The following is a 20,561-nucleotide window of genomic DNA, read 5'->3' as shown; positions in this document are numbered from 1 at the left end:
ACCGCCGGTGCTTGGAAGCGAGGCTAGCGCAGCGCGGAGGTCAGAGCAAGCAAGGTCGCAGGATGGCGTTGACAGGGCGGAATCAGCCGACTATTGCGCACCCCTCTTGGTGCCCTGTCGTCTAAAGGTAAGACTACGGACTCTGACTCCGTTAATTGAGGTTCGAATCCTCACGGGGCATCCAAGCTTTCATCTCTTTGCAAATCGTCCCGTCTTCGGGGTCGCGTAGAATTGCCCGCGAGACCCTTCGCGTAGCCGCACGAACCCTTGTCCGCTCGGTACGACGCCCTCGAACTAGTAGTAAGCCTCGCTCTCAGCGCAGCCACCGTAGCATCACCGGAAACGCCCGTGCGTCCGGCACTGCTCGTACCCAGCTTCTGGCTGCCCAAGCACAATCCTGAACCTCGCTGTAACCAGGGACATTCGCGCATAGGTACGCTGTTCGGCCAGCGAAGTGATTATCTTGCCACGGGTCCAGCTTGCCTTGGCGAAACGCGGCTCCGCCCTTTCGGAGGGACACTTCGGCAGATCAGCGCGCTTCCGCCAGCAACGCCGCCATGTTGGCACCCGCCCAGTCGCGTTCGCCCAGTGCGCGCCAGACTTCCTTGCCCGCCGAATCGTAGAGGATCGTGGTCGGCAGGTTCGCGCCCATCCCCAGGCTGAACGCCGCGTCGGCATCTAGATAGGGCTGGAGATGCTTGAAGCCGTTCTTCTGGAAGAACGGGGCGACGACTTCGCCCCCCTTGAAGTCCTGACTGACGGCGAGGACCTGGAGCGCGCCCGCCTTCTGGCCGGCAAGGGCGTCGAGGGTGGGCATCTCCTTAATGCAGGGGATGCACCAAGTCGCCCACAGGTTGAGCAGCACTGGCTTCCCCTTGAAACTGGCGAGCGTAACCGCCTTGCCGGCAGGATCCTTGAAGGGGATGGAAGGCGCCGCCTCTCCCTTGTGACTGCGGTCGACGGTGGTGGTCATGGGTGCGGGAGCGGCGGTGTTGTTCTGCGTCGCTTGCTGCGACGGCTGTGAGGGCCTATCGCAACCGCCGATTGCCACCAAGCCTGTGAGGAGAAGCGCGATAGCTGGGCGCAAGGACAGCTCCAATGCCATGTGGGGTGGGCGGTTCGCCGAAGGGCCGTCCGCAGTGATGCGTGAGATAAACGCGTCGATCCCCTTCGACAAGCGCATGTGGCGTCAGGACATTCGCGGCAGCCAGGCGCATGTCGCCATGCTGGGCAAGCAAGCCATCGTTGCGGCGGAGGATGCCGCGCGCATCGCGCAGGGGCTGGAACAGGTCGCGGCCGAGTTCGAGGCCGAGGGCGTGCCCGACGACCTGAGCCTGGAAGACATCCACATGCTGACCGAGGCGCGGCTGTCAGACCGGATCGGCCCGGTCGCCGGGCGGCTCCACACCGCGCGGTCGCGCAACGACCAGGTTGCGACCGATTTCCGGCTGTGGGTGCGCGACGCGATCGACCAGGTCGAGGCGGCACTCGACACCCTGCAGGACGCGCTGCTCGCGCGTGCGGAAGAGCATGCCGCGACGGTGATGCCGGGCTTCACCCATTTGCAGAGCGCGCAGCCGGTTACGCTCGGGCATCACCTGATGGCCTATTTCGAGATGATCGGGCGCGACCGGTCGCGCTTTGCCGATGCGCGTGCGCGGATGAACCTGTGCCCCTTGGGATCGGCGGCTTTGGCCGGCACTGGCTTCCCGCTGGATCGCGAAGCCACAGCGGCAGCGCTGGGCTTTGATGGTCCGACACGGAATTCGCTCGACTCAGTATCGGATCGCGACTTTGCCCTCGAATATCTGACCTGTGCCTCGCAGTGCGCGCTGCACCTGTCGCGGCTGGCGGAGGAATTCGTGATCTGGGCGAGCCAGCCCTTCGGCTTTGTCAGCTTGAGCGATCAGTGGTCGACCGGCAGTTCGATCATGCCGCAGAAGCGCAATCCGGACGCGGCCGAGCTGGTGCGCGGTCACTCGGGGCGGATCACCGGCGCGCTGGTCAGTCTGATGATGACGATGAAGGGCTTGCCGCTCGCCTATTCCAAGGACATGCAGGACGACAAGCCGCCGGTGTTCGAGGCGCACGACCTGCTGGGGCTCTCCATCGCGGCGATGACTGGGATGGTAGAGAGCGCCACCTTCCGGGCCGAGCGGATGCGCGCCGCCGCAGAGGCGGGTTTCTCGACCGCCACTGACCTGGCCGACTGGCTGGTGCGCGAGGCTGGCGTGCCGTTCCGCGAGGCGCATCACATCACCGGGCGTGCCGTGGCGAAGGCTGAAGCGGGCGGCGTCCGGCTCGATCAACTGCCGCTCGATGCCTTGCAAGCAATCGACGCGCGGATCGACGAACGCGTATATGACGTGCTGAGCGTCGACGCTTCGGTGTCGAGCCGCACCAGCTTCGGCGGCACGTCGCCCGTGCGGGTGCGCGAGGCGATCGCGGCAGCGCGGGCGATGCGCGAGGAGGACGGGCGATGAAACGACTCTTGCTGGTGGCAATGGCGGCGGCGCTGAGTGGGTGTGGGGCGCGTGGCGACCTGAAAACGGCCGAGGGCCAGCCGCTCCCGCCCGCGCCTTATGGCGCCACTGCGACGCCGACCCCGGCCGACCTGTTGCAGCCCGCGCCGCAGACGCGGCCGGCGCGCAGCGATGACCTGATCCAGAGCTCGGAGCGCCGGCGCAGCGACGAGTTCGACCTGCCTCCCCCGAACTGACGGACTCCGATGGACCATTTCGAACTGATCGACGGCGAACTTTACGCCGAGAACGTGCCGCTGTCGCGCATTGCCGCCGAAGTCGGCACGCCGGTCTACGTCTATTCTACTGCCACCTTCCAGAGGCACGCACGCGCGTTCCGCGAGGGTCTGGCTGGCATTCCGCGGGCGCGTGTTGCTTTTGCGATCAAGGCCAACCCCAACCTGGCGGTGCTGCGGTTGCTCGCCAATGAAGGCTTCGGCGCCGATGTGGTGTCGGGGGGCGAGCTGGCACGCGCCCTGGCGGCGGGCATGCCGGCGGGGGACATCGTGTTCTCGGGCGTAGGCAAGAGCCGTGCCGAGCTCGACCAAGGGCTGAAGGCGGGGATCGGCCAGTTCAACCTGGAGCTGGAGGAAGAGGGCGTAGTGCTCTCCGAACTGGCGGTGGCGCGAGGTTTACGGGCGCCGGCTACGCTGCGGGTCAATCCTGACGTCGATGCAGGCACGCATGAGAAGATCTCGACCGGACGCGCCGAGAACAAGTTCGGCCTGCCGATCAGCGAGGCTCGGGCGATCTTTGACCGGCTCGCGCCACTGCCGGGGCTGAACCTGCGCGGGGTGGCGGTGCATATCGGCAGCCAATTGCAGAGCTTGGAGCCGCTCGAGCGGGCCTATACCCGCGTAGGCGAACTGGTCGCCGAATTGCGCGCGGCGGGTCACACCATCACTCATGTCGATCTGGGCGGCGGTCTGGGCGTGCCGTACCGACCGAGCGACAATCCGCCCTCGCCCGCCGAATTCGGCGAGATGGTCGCGCGGGTGACACGGGACTGGGGTGTCGAGCTGATGTTCGAGCCGGGCCGGGTAATTGCGGCCAATGCCGGCGTGCTGCTGACGCAGGTGCTGTGGGTGAAGCCAGGCGTCACGCATCCATACGTTATTGTCGACGCGGCCATGAACGATCTTGCCCGTGTGGCGCTGTATGACGCCTATCACGATTTCGTGGCGGTCAAGCCGAGCGGCGAGACGATGGTCGCTAATGTCGCCGGGCCGGTGTGCGAATCGAGCGACGTCTTCGCCAAGGGGCGCGAGATTGACGTGGTGAAGACCGGCGACTTGGCGGTGCTGCGCAGCGCCGGAGCTTATGGGGCGACGATGGCGAGCACCTATAACAGCCGGCCGCTGGTGCCCGAGGTGCTGGTGTCGGGCGACACCTATGCCGTGGTCGCGGGACGGATCTCCGCCGAGACGATCATGGCCGAGGAACATGTGCCGGACTGGCTGAAGTGACACTGCCCGCCCTGGCCTTGTTCGTGAAACTGGCGGGGCGGCCGGTGATCCTGGTCGGCGAAGGCGAAGCCGCCGACGCCAAGCGGCGGCTGCTGGAGCGGGCCGGTGCGGCGATCGTCGGACTTGAGGATCAGGCGAGCCTGGCGGTTGTCGCCTTGGACGAACCCGAGGCGACAGTGGCGGCGCTTCGGGCGCGGGGCGTGCTGGTGAACACGGTCGATCGGCCGGAGCTTTGCGACTTCACGGTGCCGGCGATCGTCGACCGGTCGCCAGTGCTGGTGGCGATCGGGACTGCTGGGGTTTCGGCGGGATTGGCCGCGGCGTTGCGGCAGCGGCTGGAGCTGTTGCTGCCCGCAGGGCTCGGGCGATTGGCCGAAGCGTTGCACGCCGCGCGGGGCAAGATGCGGGCGCGGTGGCCCGATGGCGGCGTGCGGCGCAGGGCATTGGCCGAGGCGTTTGGCGGGCCGCTCGACCCGATGGTAGAGTGTGACGTAGAGGCGGTCGACAAGTGGCTGGCGGAGGGGGAAACCCCCTCTAGTTCGCTGGTGCGCTTCCGGCTTCAATCGGGCGATCCCGATGATCTGACGTTACGGCAGGCGCGGTTTCTGGCACGGGCGGACCGGGTGTTCCACCGGCCCGACGTGCCTGCGGCGATAGTAGAGCGTGCCCGCGCCGACGCGATTCGCATCGCATGTCCGGCACCGCCTGCCGAGCCGGGCGAGGGCATATCGGTGGATCTGGAGATGGCGCGGTGAGCGGCTTTGCCTATGTCGTCCATGACGGCAAGACGCGCAAAACGACGCTGCGCGAGGCGCTGCACGACCAGGCCGACCTCAGCTGGACGCACCTGACCACCAATGACGAGCGCGCCAAGGCGTGGCTGGGCGGCGAAGCGCAGCTAGGTTCGATCGTGCTGGAAGCGCTGACCGCCGCGGAAACGCGGCCGCGCTGCGATGCGGTGGGCGATGGCGCGGTGATCAACCTGCGCGGCCTGTCTTCCGAGGCGCTCGCCAGTTCCGACCCGCTCGCATCGATCCGCATCTATGCGCAGGGCGGTCATGTATTCTCGGTCACCCGCAAGCCGCTCAATGCCCTTGATCCAGTGCGCAAGCAGGTCGAGGCCGGCGAGATCCTGGACCCGGGCGACCTGATCGCCGCGATCGCCCAGGCGATCACCGAGGAACTCGACCCAGTGGTCGCCGATCTGGGCGACTCGCTGGACGAATGCGAGGAGCAGATCGCCAGCAGGCAGGTGTTCGATTTGCGCCGCAGCGTGAATAAGGCGCGCACGCAAGCGATCGGCTATCGCCGCTTCATCAATCCGCAGCGTGCCGCGCTGGAGCGACTGGCCACGCTGCCCGTCGAGTGGCTGCGCGACGACGACCGGCTGCACCTGAACGCCGCCGCCGACCGCGCGGCGCGCATGGCCGAAGAACTGGAGAGCATCCGCGAGCGTGCGGCGCTGATGCACGAATCACTCACTGACCTGCGCGCGGAACAGATCGACCAACGCTCACTGTTGATCGCAGTGGTGGCGATGGTGTTTTTGCCGCTGACGTTTCTGACCGGGCTGTTGGGCATGAACGTCGAGGGCATTCCCTTCGCGCATGCGCCTTGGGCGTTCTGGGGCGTGGTTGCGGTGTGCGTGGTGATGGCGGTGGGGATCGCCGCTTATTTCCTGCGGCGGCATTGGTTTGAGACTTGAGGGGTTGATGCGGAAGTCCTGCCTATAGCACCCTCGTCACCCCGGCCTTGAGCCGGGGTCCCGCTGCCTTTCTTGCCGGCCCTCAGAAGAAGAAGCGGGATCCCGGCTCAAGGCCGGGATGACGGGGGGGTGGGGTGCGGCTGATCGTGACGCGTTGCAGCTGGGCCCCGGCCTTCGCCGGGGAACTGGGCGGGCTTGGCTCAGCGGTTGAGGAAGCCGAAGATCTGGGCGACCATGGTGTCGATGGGGGCTGCCGAGCGGGCGATGGCGTCGCCGGGTTCGCTGGTGTTGATCGCCAGGCCAAGCGGGGTTGGCCAGCCGCGCAGCGAGTGGATGATCGTGCGCAGGGCGTGGAGCGTCGAGACGGCTGCCTGCCAGCCGCCGGCGGTGGCGATCAGGCCGACGGGCAGGCCGTCGAAATAGACGCGGTCGTCCGTACGCAGTTCTTCGACATAATCGAGCGCAGTCTTCACCAGCCCGGACAGCGTGCCGTGATAGCCCGGTGAGCCGACGATTACCGCGTCGGCGGTGCGCAACGCCTCAAGATACTGGGCAATGACGGGATTGCCCGCGCCCATGCCCGGTTCGTAGTGCGGGAAGGCGATGGCATCCCCGGTCAGCAGCGTCGTGCGCGCGCCGCGTGCTTGCGCCGCGGCAAGCGTCGCAGCGAGCAGCCGGCCGGTCGTCGATTCGGTGCGAAGCGTGCCGCCAAGCGCGACGATGTGAGGCTGACTCATGCTGCCTCCGCTAACCCAAAGCCCTGCGGCACGCCAGCGCCGCAGGGCCTGCGCGGGTCAGAAGAACAGCTTGCGCAGCGTCAGCCGCACCGTGCGGCCGGTAGGATCGAGCAGGTTGGGCTGATAGGCGTTGGGGACGACGCCCGCTTCGTCGGTGACGCGGCGGCGCGCGTCGAACAGATTGTCGACGCGCAGGCTGACGCGGGTGCCGCGCAGCCAGGGGTGCTTGAGCAACAGATCGACCTGCTGGCCGAGATCGGCCTGGGCCACCAGGTTGAATCGCGTCAGGCTGCCGAAGTTGAGCGTGTCCCCGCTGCCGAGCGTGCCGGTCGCCACTTGGCTTCCGCTCTCCCAATTGCCCTCCAGCCGCAGGCGCAACCCGTCGCGCTGAACACCGCTCTGGAACTGGATGCTGTGCGCAGGCGTGCCGCCCGACAGATTGCTGGACGCCGCGCCGTTCAGATAGTCGAGCACGGGAAGGCCTTCGCGGATCAGCCGCTCATCCTGGAACACCCAGGTGTGATAGAGGCTGAACTGCACGACATTGCCGCCGCCTCGGCCGCCCGGACCGCCACGCCCGCCGCCAAAGCCGCCACGGCCACCAAAGCCACCCGGGCCGCCGCGCGGCCGCGCCGCTGCCGCCGCGTCGGGGCCCTGCCCCTCCGCCTGTGCCGGGGGCGTGGCGCCGCCCGGAACAGGCGCCGCGCCTGCGGCTGTGGGCGGCGTAGCCTCAGCCTGGGGCTGGTTCGGCCCCTGCCCGCCCTCGCCCCGGTTCCGGCCTGCGCCGCGCTGGTTGCTGCCGAACAGGCTTGGCTGCTGCCCCAGCTTGCGGAACTGTTCGACCTGCGCAGTCAGTTCGGGCGGCAAGGGCTGGCCGGTGCGGCGCGCCTCCTGCATCGCGGTGCGCACTTGCGCGAAGCGCGCCTGCTGGCGCTTCTGCGCCGGTGAAGCGATCGGCAGAAACAGATTGAAGCCCCAGCGCAATTCCTTGCGATCATAGCGCGCGAAGTTGATCGGGCGCAGATCGATGCTGGTCAGGCGCCCGTCCAGGTCTCGTACGAAGCGGTCCGGAAACGCTGCCTCGACTTCAGCGGTGGCGCCGGGAAGGCTGCCGGTCGTGTTGCGATAACGCTGGTTGGTGTAGTTGGCGATCAGGTTGAGATTGGTTTCCTTCAAGGGACGGACATTGAGGCCCAGCTTGAAGACGCGGCGCGTGTCGGCGGACAGCAGCGGGTTGCCGCCGGTGATGGAAGAAACCTCCACGCTCTGGCCGCGCACATAATCGAACACGCGGACATTGGGCGTGACCAACAGCGGATCGCCGAGATTACCGGGGCTGGGCGCATTGCTGTCCCGCGTCCAGCTGACGATCGCGCGTACTGGCTCGATGGGCGACCAGTTGAAGCCATAGCCGGTGCTGGTCAGGCGGCCGAAATCGGAAAGCTCCTCGGCCTCGAAATTGGCGTTGAGCGACAGGTCGCCGATCGCGGAGAGCACTTCGCGGCGGCGGCTGGAAATCGGCAGGTCGAGATTGGCGCGGATGCTGCCGGTGTCGCGCGAAATATCGGCGGTGCGGGCCACACCGTTGCGGAAGGATTCGCTCGACAGGTCCTGGAAGCGGCCGCTGACGCGGATGCTGGCATTGACGTCGCCAGCCGGGAGCTTGAACAAGGCGCCATTGGTGAGCAGATCGATGCGCGCATCGCCGTTGCGCGAATGGCTGGTGTCATCGAGACGCGATGTGAACAGCGACGGCACGAGCGGGCCGAACGGATTGACGCCGGGCGACCGCGCGTCGAGCAGCGCTTGAAGGCCGGTTGGATCGATGCCGCGGTCAGTGGTCGCATCGTTGGTGGACACATCGTAGAGCGCGTTCAGCGACCAGCGCCAGCTGTTCGCCCAGGGCGTGCCATCGCCGTTGACCGTCACTTCGCCATGATACGCGCGCGAGCTGCTGGCGCGGGTGAGCGGAGCGCCGCCATCATAATAGCGCAGCAGCTGCACGTCCTGGCCAAAGGGCGAATAGGGGCTGCCGGCGGGAAGGCGCAGCGCATAGCTGGGCAGGCCGAGCAGCGCGCTGCTTTCGGTGCCGTCGACGCGGAAATTGGCGCTGGCACGGATCTTGTCCGTCAAGGGCCGGCTGTACACGCCGCCAATCGACAGGTTCTTCTGGGGGTTCACCAGCGTGCGGACGTCGGTGAGATCGGTGACATTGGCGCGGTTGGCACCAGCCGCGAAGGCGCCAAGCCCCAGCGGCCCGCCCGCCGCGGCATCGGGCACACCCACGATGCTGACCGCGCCGCCAGCGAGCGCGCTCAGCGCCGGATCAATCTCGCCGCCGCCAAGTGCGGTGATGTTGCCGCGCAGATCGTAGAGCGAGCCGTCCGAGCGCGACACGCCCCGCTCGCTTTCGAGGATGCCCGAGGACTGGTCGTACTGGACGGTGAGGTTGATGCGTTCGTCGCGGCGGATCACATCGACCTTCGCCTCGCCACGGCCACCGGCATTGCCGCCAGCGGTGGGCATCCGGCCCTCGATCTCGGTCGCGAGCGCGGCGAAGCGCGGACGCAGCACAAAGTTGATGACCTTTTGCGTGGCGGTGTAGCCATATTTGAGCGCGACTTCCTCGGGCAGGATGTCGACACGCTCGAGCGCCTCGGGCGGGATGTCGCGTACTTCGCTGAAGCTGGAGCGGCGGCCGCTGAGCAGCACTACCGGGCGTTCGCCGCCGCGGCCCTGACCGGTGCCGAGCTGGGCCGAAAGCTGCGTGATCAGTTCGGACACGCTGGAAGCGCCATAGGCGCGGATCTCGGAGGGCCCGAGCTGCTCCTCGGGCTTGATGTCGCCGGGCACCGCGCCGCGCACCGTGCCGGTGACCACCACTTCCTCAATGGATTCGTCCACCGGCTCGTCCACGGCGGGACCCGCTTTGTCGGCTGGGTGGGCCGGGGCGTCGGCGGGAGCCGTCGTCGTCGGCTGTTCCTGTGCCTGCGCGAGCGCCGGCATCGCGCCGACCATCAGGCCCGCCACCGCGCATCCCCACTTACGCATCGCACATACTCCGAATCTTACCTGCGGGCCGCAAACACCGGGTCCGCCTCTGGTTCGCCGGCTACAAGCGAGTTGTCGCAGAATTGTGCCAGGCCAGGAAAAGAATGGGCTGAAAAAAGAACGGCGCCCCGAAGGGCGCCGCTTTTGGTTTCTGGTGCGGTCGAGAAGACTCGAACTTCCACGGCCTTTCGGCCACAACGACCTCAACGTTGCGCGTCTACCAGTTCCGCCACGACCGCACGTGAAACTCCGTCGGAGACCCCGACGGCTGGTAAGGCAGCGGCCCCTAGCAGGCGGTCCGGGGCATGGCAAGCGGGGTTTGTGCACTTTCCTCGATCCGCATGGCCCCCTAAGCCAGCGGCGATGCTGCTGACCCCTGCCCTTCGCGCCGAAACGCGCCGCATCCTGGCGCTGGCATGGCCGGTGATGCTGACCAGCCTCAACTGGACGGTCCTCCACGTCACCGACGTGGCGGTGGTGGGGCTGACCGGCGCGCACGAGGCCGCAGCGCTGGGAGCGAGCCGGGCGATCACCTTTCCCGGCATCGTCATGGGACTGGGGGCGCTGACCGGGATCCTGGTGCATGTGTCGCGAGCAGACGGCGCGGGCGACCTGCGCGAGACGGGACGCGTGTTGCACCAGGGGTTGGCGCTGGCGGTGCTGCTGGGGCTGGTGAGCGGCGCGATCCTGTTCGCCTTTCCCGGGCCGATGCTGCGCGGGATCGGCGTGGCCCGGGAAACCGCGCCCGCCGCCGCGGCGGTGGTGCGGGTGATGGCGCTGGCCTACCCGTTCCAGCTGGTGATCATCGCCGCGAGCTTCTTCCTGGAAGGGGTGAGCCGGCCGAGGCGAGTGACGGTGGTCAATCTGGCGATCCTGCCGATCAACGCGCTGCTCGCCTGGGCGATGTCGGGTGGGCATTTCGGCTTGCCGGCCTTAGGTGCGGTGGGTGCTGCGGGGGCGACGGCGATCGCCTCGGCGCTGGGCGCGGTGGGGATGGTTGTGGCGGCCTGGACATTGCCGCGGGCCGAGCCCCGCGGCGTGAAGGACCTGTCCGACTTTGCCAGCGCGGCGACGTTCGCGGGGGCGGTGCGGCTGCTGGGGTTCGGGGTGGTGCCGGCGGTGGCGTCAGGGTTAGAGCTGGTGGGCTTCGCGATCCTGATCGCGCTGTCGACCCAACTGGGGGACGTGCAGGCGCATGCGTTTCAGATCGTGTTCTCGATCCACAACGTCACCTTTGCCGTGGCGTTGGGGCTGGGATCGGCGGCGGGGGTGCGGGTCGGCAATGCAGTTGGTGAGGGTGTGCCAGCGGCAGCGGCGGGGCGCACGGTGATCGCCGCGGTGCTGGCGGCGCTCGCGACCGGGCTGCTCGCGCTGGTGCTGGTGGTGATGCCGGGGCCATTCATCCAGCTGTTCCCGGCCGGAGCGGGGGTGCACGCGCTCTCCATGGCGATGCTGGCGATCTGGGCGCCGTTCATCCTGTTCGACGGGGTGCAGGTGGTGTTCGTCTATGCGCTACGCTCGCTGGGCGACCAGGTCGCGGCGGGGGTGAACGGCATCCTCGCCTTTTTCGTGGTGACGGGCGGCACGGGGCTGTGGCTGGTGCGCAGCGGCTATGGGCCGACCGGGCTGGTGCTCGCCTCGGGCATCGGCATGGTCGCAGCGGCGTTGCTCAATGGGAGCCGCTTCGCCTGGATCAGCCGCCGATCTCGCTTGCAAAGCTGAGCTGCACGACCTTGGCGTTGGCCGGCACGTCGACCTTGGCGCCAGTGAAATCGAGCTGGCCATTGGGCGCGAGCTGACGGTTTTCCGGGGTGATCCGCCAGCTATAGACCAGATCGTCCGACGCGTTGCGCAGCTCCACGCGCACATCGGGCACCTGTTGCCGGTCGCCGGTAGGATTGCGGATCTTGCCCGAGACGACCAGCGCCTCGCTGCCATTGGGCATGGTCTTAAGCTCGACGCTCTTGTCTGTGAACAGCAGCGGGGTTTCGACCGGGCCACCGATGCCGAGGCCCAGCTGCGCGGCGATGCCGGGGGCGCCGGAATACAGGATCGCGGCGAGGCCGAGCAGCATCGACACGCCCGCGACGATCGCGGCCGCAGTCCATTTGCGTGCCGGGTTCTTGCGCGGGCGGAAGGGCGGGCGCGGCGCGAAAGGATCATATTCAGGACCCGCATCGGCGAGCGGATCCTCGAACCTGCGCGCCGCCGCAGCCGGTTCGACAGGACGGGTGCGGGGCAGCACGGGTTCGGTGGCGCGCGGCACGGGCGCGGGTTCCGGTGCTGGGGGGGTGGGAACGGGTGTGGGTGCAGGCTGCACCGGCTCCACCGGCAGCTCGCGCTGGGCGAAGTCGGCAACCGCAGGGGCCTGAAACCAGCTGTGCTTGCAATTGGCGCACCGCACCGTGCGCCCCTCGGCGCCGACGGCGTGATCGGGAACGAGGTACCGTGTCCGGCACTGGCTGCATTCGAGGATCATGAAACGTCTCAAGCACCGGCTTGCCCACTGGCCGGCGCAGCGAACCTACCCCGTTCGAATCGGCGTCACAAGAGTCCGCGCCGCGTGGCCCCGTGCGATTCGGGGCGGTCCGCTTGAGCACATGGGGCGGACGTGCAATGGCTGCGCCACGCACAGTAGGGAGCCGGCGGCCGACCCCATGGCCAATATCGTCCAATTCGAGAATGTCGGGCTGCGCTATGGCAGCGGGCCAGAGACGCTCTCGGACGTCAGCTTCACGCTAAAAAGCGGCGCGTTTTATTTCCTCACCGGCGCGTCGGGCGCGGGCAAGACATCGCTGCTCAAGCTGCTTTACCTCGCCCAGCGCCCGTCGCGCGGCGTGGTGCGGCTGTTCGGCGAGGATGCCGGCGCCCTGCCCCGCGCGCGGCTGCCCGGCTTTCGCCGCCGCATCGGCGTGGTGTTCCAGGACTTCCGGCTCGTCCCGCATCTGTCGGCCTATGACAACATCGCGCTGCCACTGCGCGTCGCCGGCGTGCCCGAAAGCGATGTCGAGGCGCCGGTGCGCGAGATGCTCGCCTGGGTCGGGCTGACCGAGCGCAGCCGTGCCAAGCCGCCGACGCTGTCGGGTGGCGAGCAGCAGCGCATCGCCATTGCGCGCGCCGTGATCGGCCGCCCTGAGATCCTGGTTGCCGACGAGCCGACGGGTAACGTCGATCCGGCAATGGCCGAGCGGCTGCTGCACCTGTTTGAATCGCTGAACCGGCTGGGCACCACGGTGGTGGTGGCGACCCACGACTTCCACCTGATCAACCGCATTCCCGCCGCGCACATGATGCGGATCGAAAAGGGACAGCTGAACGACCCCACCGGCGCACTGCGCAACCCGCCGCCGATGCCTGTCTGATGGTGGAATACGGACCCGGCACCGGCGACCGTGGCCTGCTGGACGCGGGGCGGCGCACGCGCGTCATGACCTGGATCATGGCGATCATGCTGTTCCTCACCGTGCTGGCCGGCGCGCTGGGCCTGGGCATGTTCGCCGCCACCGCGCAAATGGACCGCCAGCTGACCGGGCGTCTGACCGTGCAGATCGTCGAACCCGACGCGCAGGCGCGCGATCGCCAGGCCGCCGCGCTGCTGCGCGCGCTTCGTCAGACGCCGGGTGTGGTCCGGGCGGCGGAAGTCGACCGCGCGCGGCTGGCCGAGCTGTTGCGGCCCTGGCTGGGCGATACCGGCCTCGACCCTGAGCTGCCGATGCCGGCGATGATCGACGTCGAACTGGCGGGCAACGACGCCGGTGGCGTGGAGCAGGCGGCGCGCCGCATCGCGCCCGGCGCGCGGGTCGACCGGCACGCGCAATGGCTGTCGCCCGTGCGCGGCTTCATGGTGACGATGAGCTGGCTGGCGGTGGGGCTGATGCTGCTGATCGCGACGGCGACGGCCGCGGTAGTGCTGCTCGCCACGCGTTCGGGGCTGGACACGCATCGGGACACCATCGATGTGCTCCACATGCTCGGCTCCACCGATGTCCAGATCGCCCGCCTGTTCCAGCGGCGGATCGCCTTCGATACGCTGACCGGCGGTCTGGGCGGCGCCGTGCTTGCGCTGGGCCTGGTGTGGTTCCTGCAGCTGCGCATGGCTTCGGTCGGTTCCGAAGTGCTGGCGGGCGTATCGCTGGGGGCGCGCGACTGGCTGATCCTGCTGCTGCTGCCGGTGCTCTTTGCCCTGTTGGCGACCGTGGCGGCACGCGTGGCGGTGCTGCGTACGCTTGGGCGGACGCTATGATCTGGCGCACGCTCCTGTTGCTGGCCGTTGCCTGGGCTGCGGGGTTTGGCATGTTCATGCTGTCGCTCGGACGGCCGCTCGATGATCGCAAGACCGATGCGATCGTGGTGGTGACCGGCGGGCCGGGGCGCATCGACCGCGGCTTGAAGGTGCTGCGCGACCGCGACGCTGAGCGGATGCTGGTGAGCGGCGTGGATGTCGATGTGCGGCCGGTGGAATTCGCCGTCGAGTACAAGATCGACCGCAAGCTGTTTTCCTGTTGCATCGATCTGGGCTGGCAGGCTGTGGACACGCGATCCAACGCCGAGGAGACCGCCGCCTGGGCGAAGCGCCACGACTTCAAGTCGGTGCGGCTGGTGACGACCGACTGGCACATGCCGCGCGCGCGGATGGAACTGGCGCACGCGCTAGGCAGCCGGGTGGAGATCGTCGGCGACGGCGTGCGCAGTGTCACGGGCTGGCGCGTGTTGATCCGGGAATACAACAAATATTTGGTGCGCCGCATCGCCTTGTGGCTGGGCGCGAGCTGATGGAGCGGCTTCGCGAACTGATCTTCAAGACCGCGTTCTTTGGCGGTTCGGTGCCGATCGTGCTGCTCGCGCCGGTGGCCGCCTGGTTCGGGGAGCGGTTCTTCCGCAGCTGGGTGGTGGGTTGGACGCGCTATCATGGCTGGTGCGCGCGCACCCTGATGGGCATCCACACGCGTTTCGACGGACAGCCGCTGCCGGGTGCGGCGCTGTATGCAGCCAAGCACCAGAGCTTCTACGAAACCTTTGAACTGGTGCGCCTGCTGGACGCGCCGGCGGTGGTGATGCGCCAGGAATATGCCCGCATCCCGTTTTGGGGTTGGGCGGCGCGGCGCTATGGCATCATCGTGATCGACCGCAGCGGATCGGCGTCCGCGCTGCGGCAGATGATGCGCGAAGCCAAGGCCGCGGGTGCGGCGGGGCGGCCGGTGGTGATCTTTCCCGAAGGCACGCGTGGCGCGATCGGCGACGCGCCGCCGCTCCAGGCCGGGCTTGCCGGGCTGTACCGTGCGGTCGGGCTGCCGCTGGTGCCGATCGCGCTGGATTCGGCGCGGGTGTGGCCGAAGGTCGGGCCGATGCATTCCGGCGTAGTGACGTTCCGTTTCGGAGAGGCCATCCCGGCCGGGCTGCCGCGCGAGCAGATCGAGGCGCGGGTGCATGCGGAAATGAATTATCTCAACAATCCTCCCCCGGAGGGGGAGGGGGACCGTGCTTGCGCGGTGGAGGGGTAGTTCGCCCCAAGCGGCATCGCTCGTGGAGAGTACCCCTCCGTCGCGCTTCGCGCGCCACCTCCCCCTCCGGGGGAGGACCTCAAGCTAGTCGTGCGAGCGGCCAAAGTCGGGGCGGGCGTCGTCCTGGCCCTGGTCGATGATCGAGCGGCGGACGGCGCGGGTGCGGGTGAACAGGTCGAACAGCTCGTCGCCTTTGCCCCAGCGGATCGCGCGCTGGAGGCTGGTCAGGTCCTCGGTGAAGCGCTGGAGCATGTCGAGCACGGCTTCGCGGTTAGACAGGAACACGTCGCGCCACATGGTCGGGTCCGACGCGGCGATGCGGGTGAAGTCGCGGAAGCCGCCGGCGCTGTACTTGATCACTTCCGAGGCGGTGACTTCCTCGAGGTCCGACGCGGTGCCGACGATGGTATAGGCGATCAGGTGCGGCAGGTGGCTGGTGACCGCGAGCACGCGGTCGTGATGCGCGGGCTCCATGGTCTCGACCATAGCGCCCAGGCGGCGCCAAAATTCGCAGACGCGTTCGGTGGCGAGGGCATCGGCGCCCTCGGGCGGGGTGACGATGCACCAGCGATGCTGGAACAGCGTCGCGAAGCCGGCTTCGGGGCCGCTATTCTCGGTACCCGCGACCGGGTGGGCAGGGACGAACAGCGCATGCGGGGCTGCCTCACGCACCGCGGCGAGGACGCTTTCCTTGGACGAGCCGACATCGCTCAGCACCGCGTCGGCGGGCAAATCGTCGGCGATCTCGCCGGCCACCTGTCCCATCGCGCCGACCGGCACGCACAGGATGACGAGATCGGCGTCGATCACCGCCGCGCCGGGTGTGTCGGCAACGTCGTCGCACAACTGAAGCCGGAGCGCGGTTTCGCGCACCTGCGGATCGGCGTCATGGCCGGTCAGGCGGACGCTCGGCATGTGCTGCCGCACCGCGCGCGTGATGGACGAGCCGATCAGGCCGAGCCCGATCACGCTCACGCGCGCGAAGGGGAGCATCAGGCGCCGACCAGCGTGCGCAGCGCCTCGACCACGCCGCGCATCTCCTGCTCGGTGCCGATGGTGATTCGCAGGCCATGGGCGAGGCCCTGGCCCGGCAGCCAGCGGACGATGTAGCCGGCCTCCATCAACGCCTTGTACGCCTGCTCGGCGGTCACATCCCCTTCGAACAGGACGAGCTGGAAGTTCGCCTTGGACGGGACGGCGCGCAGGCCCTTGTTGCCCATCGCGTCGACCTGCTGCGCGAACCAGCCGCGCCACTGCTTGTTGTGGCTGCGGCTGCGCTCGATGAAGGCCGAGTCGCCGAGTGCGGCAATTGCGGCGCGGCCGGCGCCGATGCCGAAGGCGAAGGGCGCGCGGATACGGTGCATCGCCGCGATCAGGTCGGGATGGCCATAGCCCCAGCCGACCCGCTCGGACGCCAGGCCGAAGATCTTAGAAAAGGTTCGGGTGACCAGCACGTTGGTCTGCGTGCGGGCGAGTTCGAGGCCGCCATCGTCGTCCTCGGGATCGAGATACTCGGTATAAGCCTGGTCGAGCACCAGCAGGACATGGGCCGGGAGCCCGGCGTGGAGGCGAGCGATCTCTTCGCGCGACGTGTAGGTGCCGGTAGGGTTGTTCGGGTTTGCCACGAAGACGACGCGGGTCTTGTCGGTCACTGCCGCAAGAATGGCGTCGACATCGGTCGCGTAATCCTTGTCGGGCGCGACCACGGGCGTGGCGCCGACGCGGCGGGCAGCGATGTCGTAGACCGCAAAGCCGTAGCGGACATAGATGATCTCATCGCCCAGGCCTGCGAACGATCCGGCGGCCAGGTGCAGCACTTCGTCCGAGCCGGTGCCATAGACGATGCGGTCGGCCTCGATCCCGTAGTGCGCGCTGATTGCGCCGCGCAGATCGGCTGCGCTGGCGTCGGGATAACGCTCGAGCTCCGCGGCGGCCATGGCATAGGCGCGGCGCGCGACTTCGGGCGTGCCGAACGGATTCTCGTTGGAGGAGAGCTTGGCGACCTTGCGGCCGTCATCGGTGGTGGCGCGCCCCGGGATATAGGGGGCGATGTCCATGACCCAGGGCTTGGCGACGGGAGCGTTCATGGGGCCGCGGATTGGCCCAAGGACAAGGGCTTGGCAAGCGCAGCTTGAACCCGGGGCCTCCCCTGCGTAACGCAAGGGAATGTCAGAGGATGCCCGTTTCGGCCTCAGCCGCTCGGTTACGCTGCCGGGGCCGCTCCGGCTGGATGGCGGCGTGCTGCTGTCGCCGGTCGACATCGCGTATGAGACCTATGGCACGCTTGCCGCCGACGGTGGCAACGCGATTCTGGTGTGCCATGCGCTGACCGGGGACCATCACTTGGCCTCCAACCACCCGATGACCGGCAAGCCTGGCTGGTGGACGCGAATGGTGGGACCGGGCAAGCCGATCGACACCGACCGCTATTTCGTGGTGTGCGCCAATGTGCTGGGCAGCTGTCTCGGCTCGTCGGGGCCGGCCAGCATCAATCCGGCGACGGGCAAGCCCTGGGCAATGGCGTTTCCGGTGATCACCATCAGCGACATGGTGCGGGCGCAGGCGATGCTGCTCGATCATCTCGGCGTCGCTAAGCTGTTTGCGGTGGTGGGCGGATCGATGGGTGGCATGCAGGCGCTCAGCTGGGCGGCGACCTTTCCCGAGCGCGTGGCGGCGGCGGTGGTGATCGCCAGCGCGGCGCGGCATTCGGCGCAGAACATCGCCTTTCACGAAGTCGGGCGACAGGCGATCATGGCCGATCATCGCTGGCGCGGCGGGGATTATTACGCCGACAACGATCCGCCGGCTTCGGGGCTGGCCGTGGCGCGGATGGCCGCGCACATCACCTATTTGTCGGAAGCGGGGCTGACCGCGAAGTTCGGGCGGCGGCTGCAGGCGCGTGAGGCCAAGACCTTTGGGTTCGACGCGGATTTCCAGGTGGAAAGCTATCTGCGGCATCAGGGGTTGAGCTTTGTCGACCGGTTCGACGCGAACTCGTATCTCTACATCACCCGGGCGCTCGATTATTTCGATTTGGCCGAGGAGCATGGCGGGGTGCTGGCCAATGCCTTTCGCGGCGACACGCGCTTTTGCCTAGTGAGCTTCGACACCGACTGGCTGTACCCGACCAGCGAGTCGCGGACGATCGTGCATGCGCTGAACGCCGCGGGCGCGCCGGCGAGCTTCGTGGAACTGTCTTCGCCATTTGGGCACGACGCCTTCCTATTGGAAAGCCCGGAGCTGGATCGGGTGATCTCTGGGTTCTTGGGCGCCGGGGCACGATGATGATCGGCACGCGAAGGCGCGAAGGCACGAAGAGAAGGTTAGAGGTTCGCGCAGAGGCGCAGAGGCGCAGAGAGTTTGCCCGGCGGCTGAGAGCGGGAGACCAACCAAGCGCGTGCTGTAGCGACATGCGGGGGGAGCTTCCTGCCGCTATCGCGGCGACTGCCCTTCTCCGCGCCTCTGCGCCTCTGCGCGAACCTCTTCTTCTCCGCGCCTCCGCGCCTTGGCGTGAACCAAAAGAAGCACAGCAATGACCCTGCGCCCCGACCTTTCCATCATCGCCGCCAATGTGCAGCCACGCAGCCGGGTGCTGGATGTCGGTTGCGGCGATGGCGCGCTGATGGCGGCGCTGCGGGACCGGCATGGCTGCGATGCGCGGGGGTTGGAGCTAGACCCCTCCGATGTCGCCGCCGCGATGGGGCGCGGGCTGTCGGTCATCCAGGGCGATGCCGATGTAGATCTGGCCGACTATCCCGACAACAGCTTCGACTATGCGATCCTCAGCCAGACGTTGCAGACCACGCGGCGGCCCGATTGGGTGCTGGACCAACTGCTGCGGATCGGACGGCGGGCGTTCGTGTCCTTTCCCAATTTCGCGCATTGGCGGGTCCGGGCATCGCTGCTGCTGGGCGGACGCATGCCGGTCACGCGGCTGCTGCCGATCGAGTGGTATGCCACGCCCAATATCCACCATGTCACGGTCGACGATTTCCGCGCATTCGTGAATGGCCGCGGGATCGTGGTCGAGGGTTGCTGGTTCCTCTCGGGTGACCAGCGCACCGGATCGGCGATGGCGAACCTGTTCGCCGAACATGCGGTGTTCCTGTTGAGGAGAGCGGTGTGAGCGAACGGACCATCCTGCGGCTGCACCAGGCGCGGCGCGACGATATCGGCGACCTCGTTACCCGCCGCCCGGTGCCCGGGCCAACGGTGGAGCATGTCGGCGCGTTTCTGTTCCTCAACCACCATGGGCCGCAGGTCTATCCCCCGAACAATCGCGGCTTGCCCTTTGGGCCCCACCCGCATCGCGGGTTCGAGACGGTGACGTTCATCCTCGAAGGCGAACTGGCGCATACCGATTCGGGCGGGCACGAAAGCATCATCCGCGAGGGCGGTGTGCAGTGGATGACTGCGGGACGCGGGCTGGTCCATGCCGAGATCTCGCCCGAGGACTTCAAGCGCGTCGGCGGGCAGCTGGAGATATTGCAGCTGTGGGTGAACCTGCCCGCGCGGCTGAAGATGTGCAGCCCGCGCTATGTCGGGGTGCAGGCGGATGCGATTCCCGCGATCGCCGCCGATGGCGCGACGGTGCACCTGGTGTCCGGCGATTGGGGCGGCCAGACTGGGCCGGTGGAGTCGCTGACCGGCGTGTTCATGACCTGGGTGGCGCTGGAGGCTGGCGGCAGCGTGACCTTTGAGGGCTTAAGCGGGCGCGACGTGTTCCTGTATGGCGTGCGCGGCGGGTTCGATGTTGGGGGCGTGCGGGTGCCGCAGTTCACGCTGGCCGAACTGGAACAGGGCGAGCGGGTGACGCTCAGTGCTTCGGAGCCGGCGCTGCTCCTGTTCGGCCATGCCGAGCCGATCGATGAGCCGATCGTGTCGCATGGGCCATTCGTGATGAATTCGGTGGAGGAGATCCGCCAGGCCTTTGCCGATTACCAGGCGGGGATGTTTGGGTCGGCGGAGATCGTGAAGGGCTGAACCTTACCGTTCCCCGGCGAAAGTCGGGGCGGCAGCCGGCCTTCTCGACTTTACCGCAACTGGGCCCCGGCCTTCGCCGGGGAACTCGGGTTGATTTATTGGACCGGTCCACTCCAGTTTACCGTGACCCGCGTAGCGCCCTGATAGGGTTCGGACAGGATCATCAGCTTGCGCCCCTGGTGCACGCCGGTGGTGAGCTTGTCGCCATAGACCGACGCGTCGGTCAGACCCGCCCCCTTGGCCTGGTCGAGCGACCAGGCGAGCACATCGGTCGGACTAGTGTGAGTGGTATAGACGATCGAGCCGCTGACATGGCGCGGCTGGCCGTCGGGGCCGGAGACGCAGGTGGTGATCTGTGCCTCGCGATAGATCGGCACGAATGTCGGCTTGTTGTTGCAATCGATCGCCGCGGTCACCGCCGCAGGGGTGCCTTCGGCGGCGGCCGCTACGACATTCTGCGCAGTGGGATCGTTGGTGGTCGCGACGGTGGCGTTGCCGGTGCCGTCCCCTTCCTCGCCGCACGCCGCGAGTAGCAATAACAGTCCCATCAGGCCGTAGCGCATCGTCGATCCTCCCGTTGGAGGAGGACCAACGAG

The 20,561-nt window shown here is 67.8% G+C and carries 20 protein-coding genes and 2 tRNA genes; 14 read left to right on the top strand and 8 right to left on the bottom strand.

Annotated elements, in window-relative coordinates; all coding sequences use genetic code 11:
- The first annotated feature begins 110 nt into the window (after positions 1-110).
- Positions 111-184: transfer RNA gene (locus LQ953_RS06365), tRNA-Gln, on the top strand.
- 345 nt (positions 185-529) lie between these two features.
- On the opposite strand, the gene LQ953_RS06360 is transcribed toward LQ953_RS06365, so the two are convergent.
- Positions 530-973 (bottom strand): TlpA family protein disulfide reductase, encoded by a 444-nt coding sequence (locus tag LQ953_RS06360; RefSeq protein ID WP_330999387.1) that lies wholly within the window; start codon positions 971-973, stop codon positions 530-532.
- Positions 974-1,103: 130 nt separating this feature from the next.
- On the opposite strand from LQ953_RS06360, the gene argH reads away from it, so the two are divergent.
- From argH to LQ953_RS06335, 5 genes are read left to right on the top strand one after another with little or no spacing between them, the layout of a single operon-like run.
- Positions 1,104-2,483: an argininosuccinate lyase gene (gene argH / locus LQ953_RS06355; RefSeq protein WP_231029883.1), complete on the top strand. Its 1,380-nt coding sequence runs from the start codon at positions 1,104-1,106 to the stop codon at positions 2,481-2,483.
- Complete coding sequence (locus tag LQ953_RS06350) at positions 2,480-2,719, top strand: lipoprotein (protein WP_231029882.1); 240 nt, start codon at positions 2,480-2,482, stop codon at positions 2,717-2,719. Before argH ends, LQ953_RS06350 begins: the two co-directional genes overlap by 4 nt.
- Before the next feature lie 9 nt (positions 2,720-2,728).
- A complete protein-coding gene (gene lysA, locus LQ953_RS06345) occupies positions 2,729-3,988 on the top strand; it encodes a diaminopimelate decarboxylase (RefSeq protein ID WP_231029881.1) in 1,260 nt (419 codons plus the stop codon).
- Positions 3,985-4,743 (top strand): precorrin-2 dehydrogenase/sirohydrochlorin ferrochelatase family protein, encoded by a 759-nt coding sequence (locus LQ953_RS06340; protein WP_231029880.1) that lies wholly within the window; start codon positions 3,985-3,987, stop codon positions 4,741-4,743. The genes lysA and LQ953_RS06340 overlap by 4 nt, the downstream gene beginning before the upstream one ends.
- The gene (locus LQ953_RS06335; protein WP_231029879.1) at positions 4,740-5,693 is read left to right on the top strand and encodes a CorA family divalent cation transporter; all 954 of its coding nucleotides are present in this window, start codon (positions 4,740-4,742) and stop codon (positions 5,691-5,693) included. The genes LQ953_RS06340 and LQ953_RS06335 overlap by 4 nt, the downstream gene beginning before the upstream one ends.
- Before the next feature lie 200 nt (positions 5,694-5,893).
- Here LQ953_RS06335 and LQ953_RS06330 read toward each other — a convergent pair whose 3' ends face one another.
- The 3 genes from LQ953_RS06330 to LQ953_RS06320 form a co-directional block, all read right to left on the bottom strand.
- Positions 5,894-6,430, bottom strand: a complete 537-nt coding sequence (locus LQ953_RS06330) for an NADPH-dependent FMN reductase (protein ID WP_231029878.1) — start codon at positions 6,428-6,430, stop codon at positions 5,894-5,896.
- Positions 6,431-6,487: 57 nt separating this feature from the next.
- Positions 6,488-9,481: a TonB-dependent receptor gene (locus LQ953_RS06325; protein ID WP_231029877.1), complete on the bottom strand. Its 2,994-nt coding sequence runs from the start codon at positions 9,479-9,481 to the stop codon at positions 6,488-6,490.
- A 152-nt stretch (positions 9,482-9,633) separates the two neighbouring features.
- Positions 9,634-9,720: transfer RNA gene (locus LQ953_RS06320), tRNA-Leu, on the bottom strand.
- A gap of 124 nt (positions 9,721-9,844) precedes the next feature.
- Between LQ953_RS06320 and LQ953_RS06315 the strand changes: the two genes are divergently transcribed.
- The gene (locus LQ953_RS06315) at positions 9,845-11,203 is read left to right on the top strand and encodes an MATE family efflux transporter (RefSeq protein ID WP_231029876.1); all 1,359 of its coding nucleotides are present in this window, start codon (positions 9,845-9,847) and stop codon (positions 11,201-11,203) included.
- Here LQ953_RS06315 and LQ953_RS06310 read toward each other — a convergent pair.
- On the bottom strand, positions 11,175-11,960 hold the full coding sequence (locus tag LQ953_RS06310; RefSeq protein ID WP_231029875.1) for an MJ0042-type zinc finger domain-containing protein: 786 nt from the start codon (positions 11,958-11,960) through the stop codon (positions 11,175-11,177). The two genes, LQ953_RS06315 and LQ953_RS06310, sit on opposite strands and share 29 nt — an antisense overlap.
- 178 nt (positions 11,961-12,138) lie before the next feature.
- Here LQ953_RS06310 and ftsE point away from each other — a divergent pair, with 178 nt between their 5' ends.
- Genes ftsE through LQ953_RS06290 form a run of 4 tightly spaced genes read left to right on the top strand, consistent with a single transcriptional unit; the run spans position 12,139 to position 14,982 of the window.
- Complete coding sequence (gene ftsE / locus LQ953_RS06305) at positions 12,139-12,843, top strand: cell division ATP-binding protein FtsE (protein ID WP_231029874.1); 705 nt, start codon at positions 12,139-12,141, stop codon at positions 12,841-12,843.
- Positions 12,843-13,724, top strand: a complete 882-nt coding sequence (locus tag LQ953_RS06300; protein WP_231029873.1) for a cell division protein FtsX — start codon at positions 12,843-12,845, stop codon at positions 13,722-13,724. Before ftsE ends, LQ953_RS06300 begins: the two co-directional genes overlap by 1 nt.
- Positions 13,721-14,254, top strand: a complete 534-nt coding sequence (locus tag LQ953_RS06295; RefSeq protein WP_231029872.1) for a YdcF family protein — start codon at positions 13,721-13,723, stop codon at positions 14,252-14,254. The genes LQ953_RS06300 and LQ953_RS06295 overlap by 4 nt, the downstream gene beginning before the upstream one ends.
- The gene (locus LQ953_RS06290; RefSeq protein ID WP_231029871.1) at positions 14,254-14,982 is read left to right on the top strand and encodes a lysophospholipid acyltransferase family protein; all 729 of its coding nucleotides are present in this window, start codon (positions 14,254-14,256) and stop codon (positions 14,980-14,982) included. The genes LQ953_RS06295 and LQ953_RS06290 overlap by 1 nt, the downstream gene beginning before the upstream one ends.
- An 84-nt stretch (positions 14,983-15,066) precedes the next feature.
- Here LQ953_RS06290 and LQ953_RS06285 read toward each other — a convergent pair whose 3' ends face one another.
- Complete coding sequence (locus LQ953_RS06285; RefSeq protein WP_231029870.1) at positions 15,067-15,975, bottom strand: prephenate/arogenate dehydrogenase family protein; 909 nt, start codon at positions 15,973-15,975, stop codon at positions 15,067-15,069.
- Positions 15,975-17,069, bottom strand: a complete 1,095-nt coding sequence (gene hisC / locus LQ953_RS06280) for a histidinol-phosphate transaminase (protein ID WP_231029869.1) — start codon at positions 17,067-17,069, stop codon at positions 15,975-15,977. Before hisC ends, LQ953_RS06285 begins: the two co-directional genes overlap by 1 nt.
- Before the next feature lie 79 nt (positions 17,070-17,148).
- Here hisC and metX point away from each other — a divergent pair, with 79 nt between their 5' ends.
- The 3 genes from metX to LQ953_RS06265 all read left to right on the top strand — a co-directional run bounded on the left by metX (position 17,149) and on the right by LQ953_RS06265 (position 19,965).
- Positions 17,149-18,267 carry a homoserine O-acetyltransferase MetX gene (metX, locus tag LQ953_RS06275; RefSeq protein WP_231029868.1) on the top strand — a complete coding sequence of 373 codons (1,119 nt, stop codon included), beginning with the start codon at positions 17,149-17,151 and terminating at the stop codon, positions 18,265-18,267.
- Positions 18,268-18,514: 247 nt separating this feature from the next.
- Positions 18,515-19,108 (top strand): methionine biosynthesis protein MetW, encoded by a 594-nt coding sequence (gene metW / locus LQ953_RS06270; protein ID WP_231029867.1) that lies wholly within the window; start codon positions 18,515-18,517, stop codon positions 19,106-19,108.
- Positions 19,105-19,965 carry a pirin family protein gene (locus tag LQ953_RS06265; protein WP_231029866.1) on the top strand — a complete coding sequence of 287 codons (861 nt, stop codon included), beginning with the start codon at positions 19,105-19,107 and terminating at the stop codon, positions 19,963-19,965. The genes metW and LQ953_RS06265 overlap by 4 nt, the downstream gene beginning before the upstream one ends.
- Before the next feature lie 95 nt (positions 19,966-20,060).
- Here LQ953_RS06265 and LQ953_RS06260 read toward each other — a convergent pair whose 3' ends face one another.
- On the bottom strand, positions 20,061-20,528 hold the full coding sequence (locus tag LQ953_RS06260; RefSeq protein ID WP_231029865.1) for a hypothetical protein: 468 nt from the start codon (positions 20,526-20,528) through the stop codon (positions 20,061-20,063).
- Between the last annotated feature and the right edge of the window lie 33 nt (positions 20,529-20,561).

It is taken from the genome of Sphingomonas sp. IC-56 (assembly GCF_021043375.1).
Lineage (GTDB): Bacteria > Pseudomonadota > Alphaproteobacteria > Sphingomonadales > Sphingomonadaceae > Sphingomonas.
This window is presented reverse-complemented; position numbering and strand designations above follow the sequence as displayed.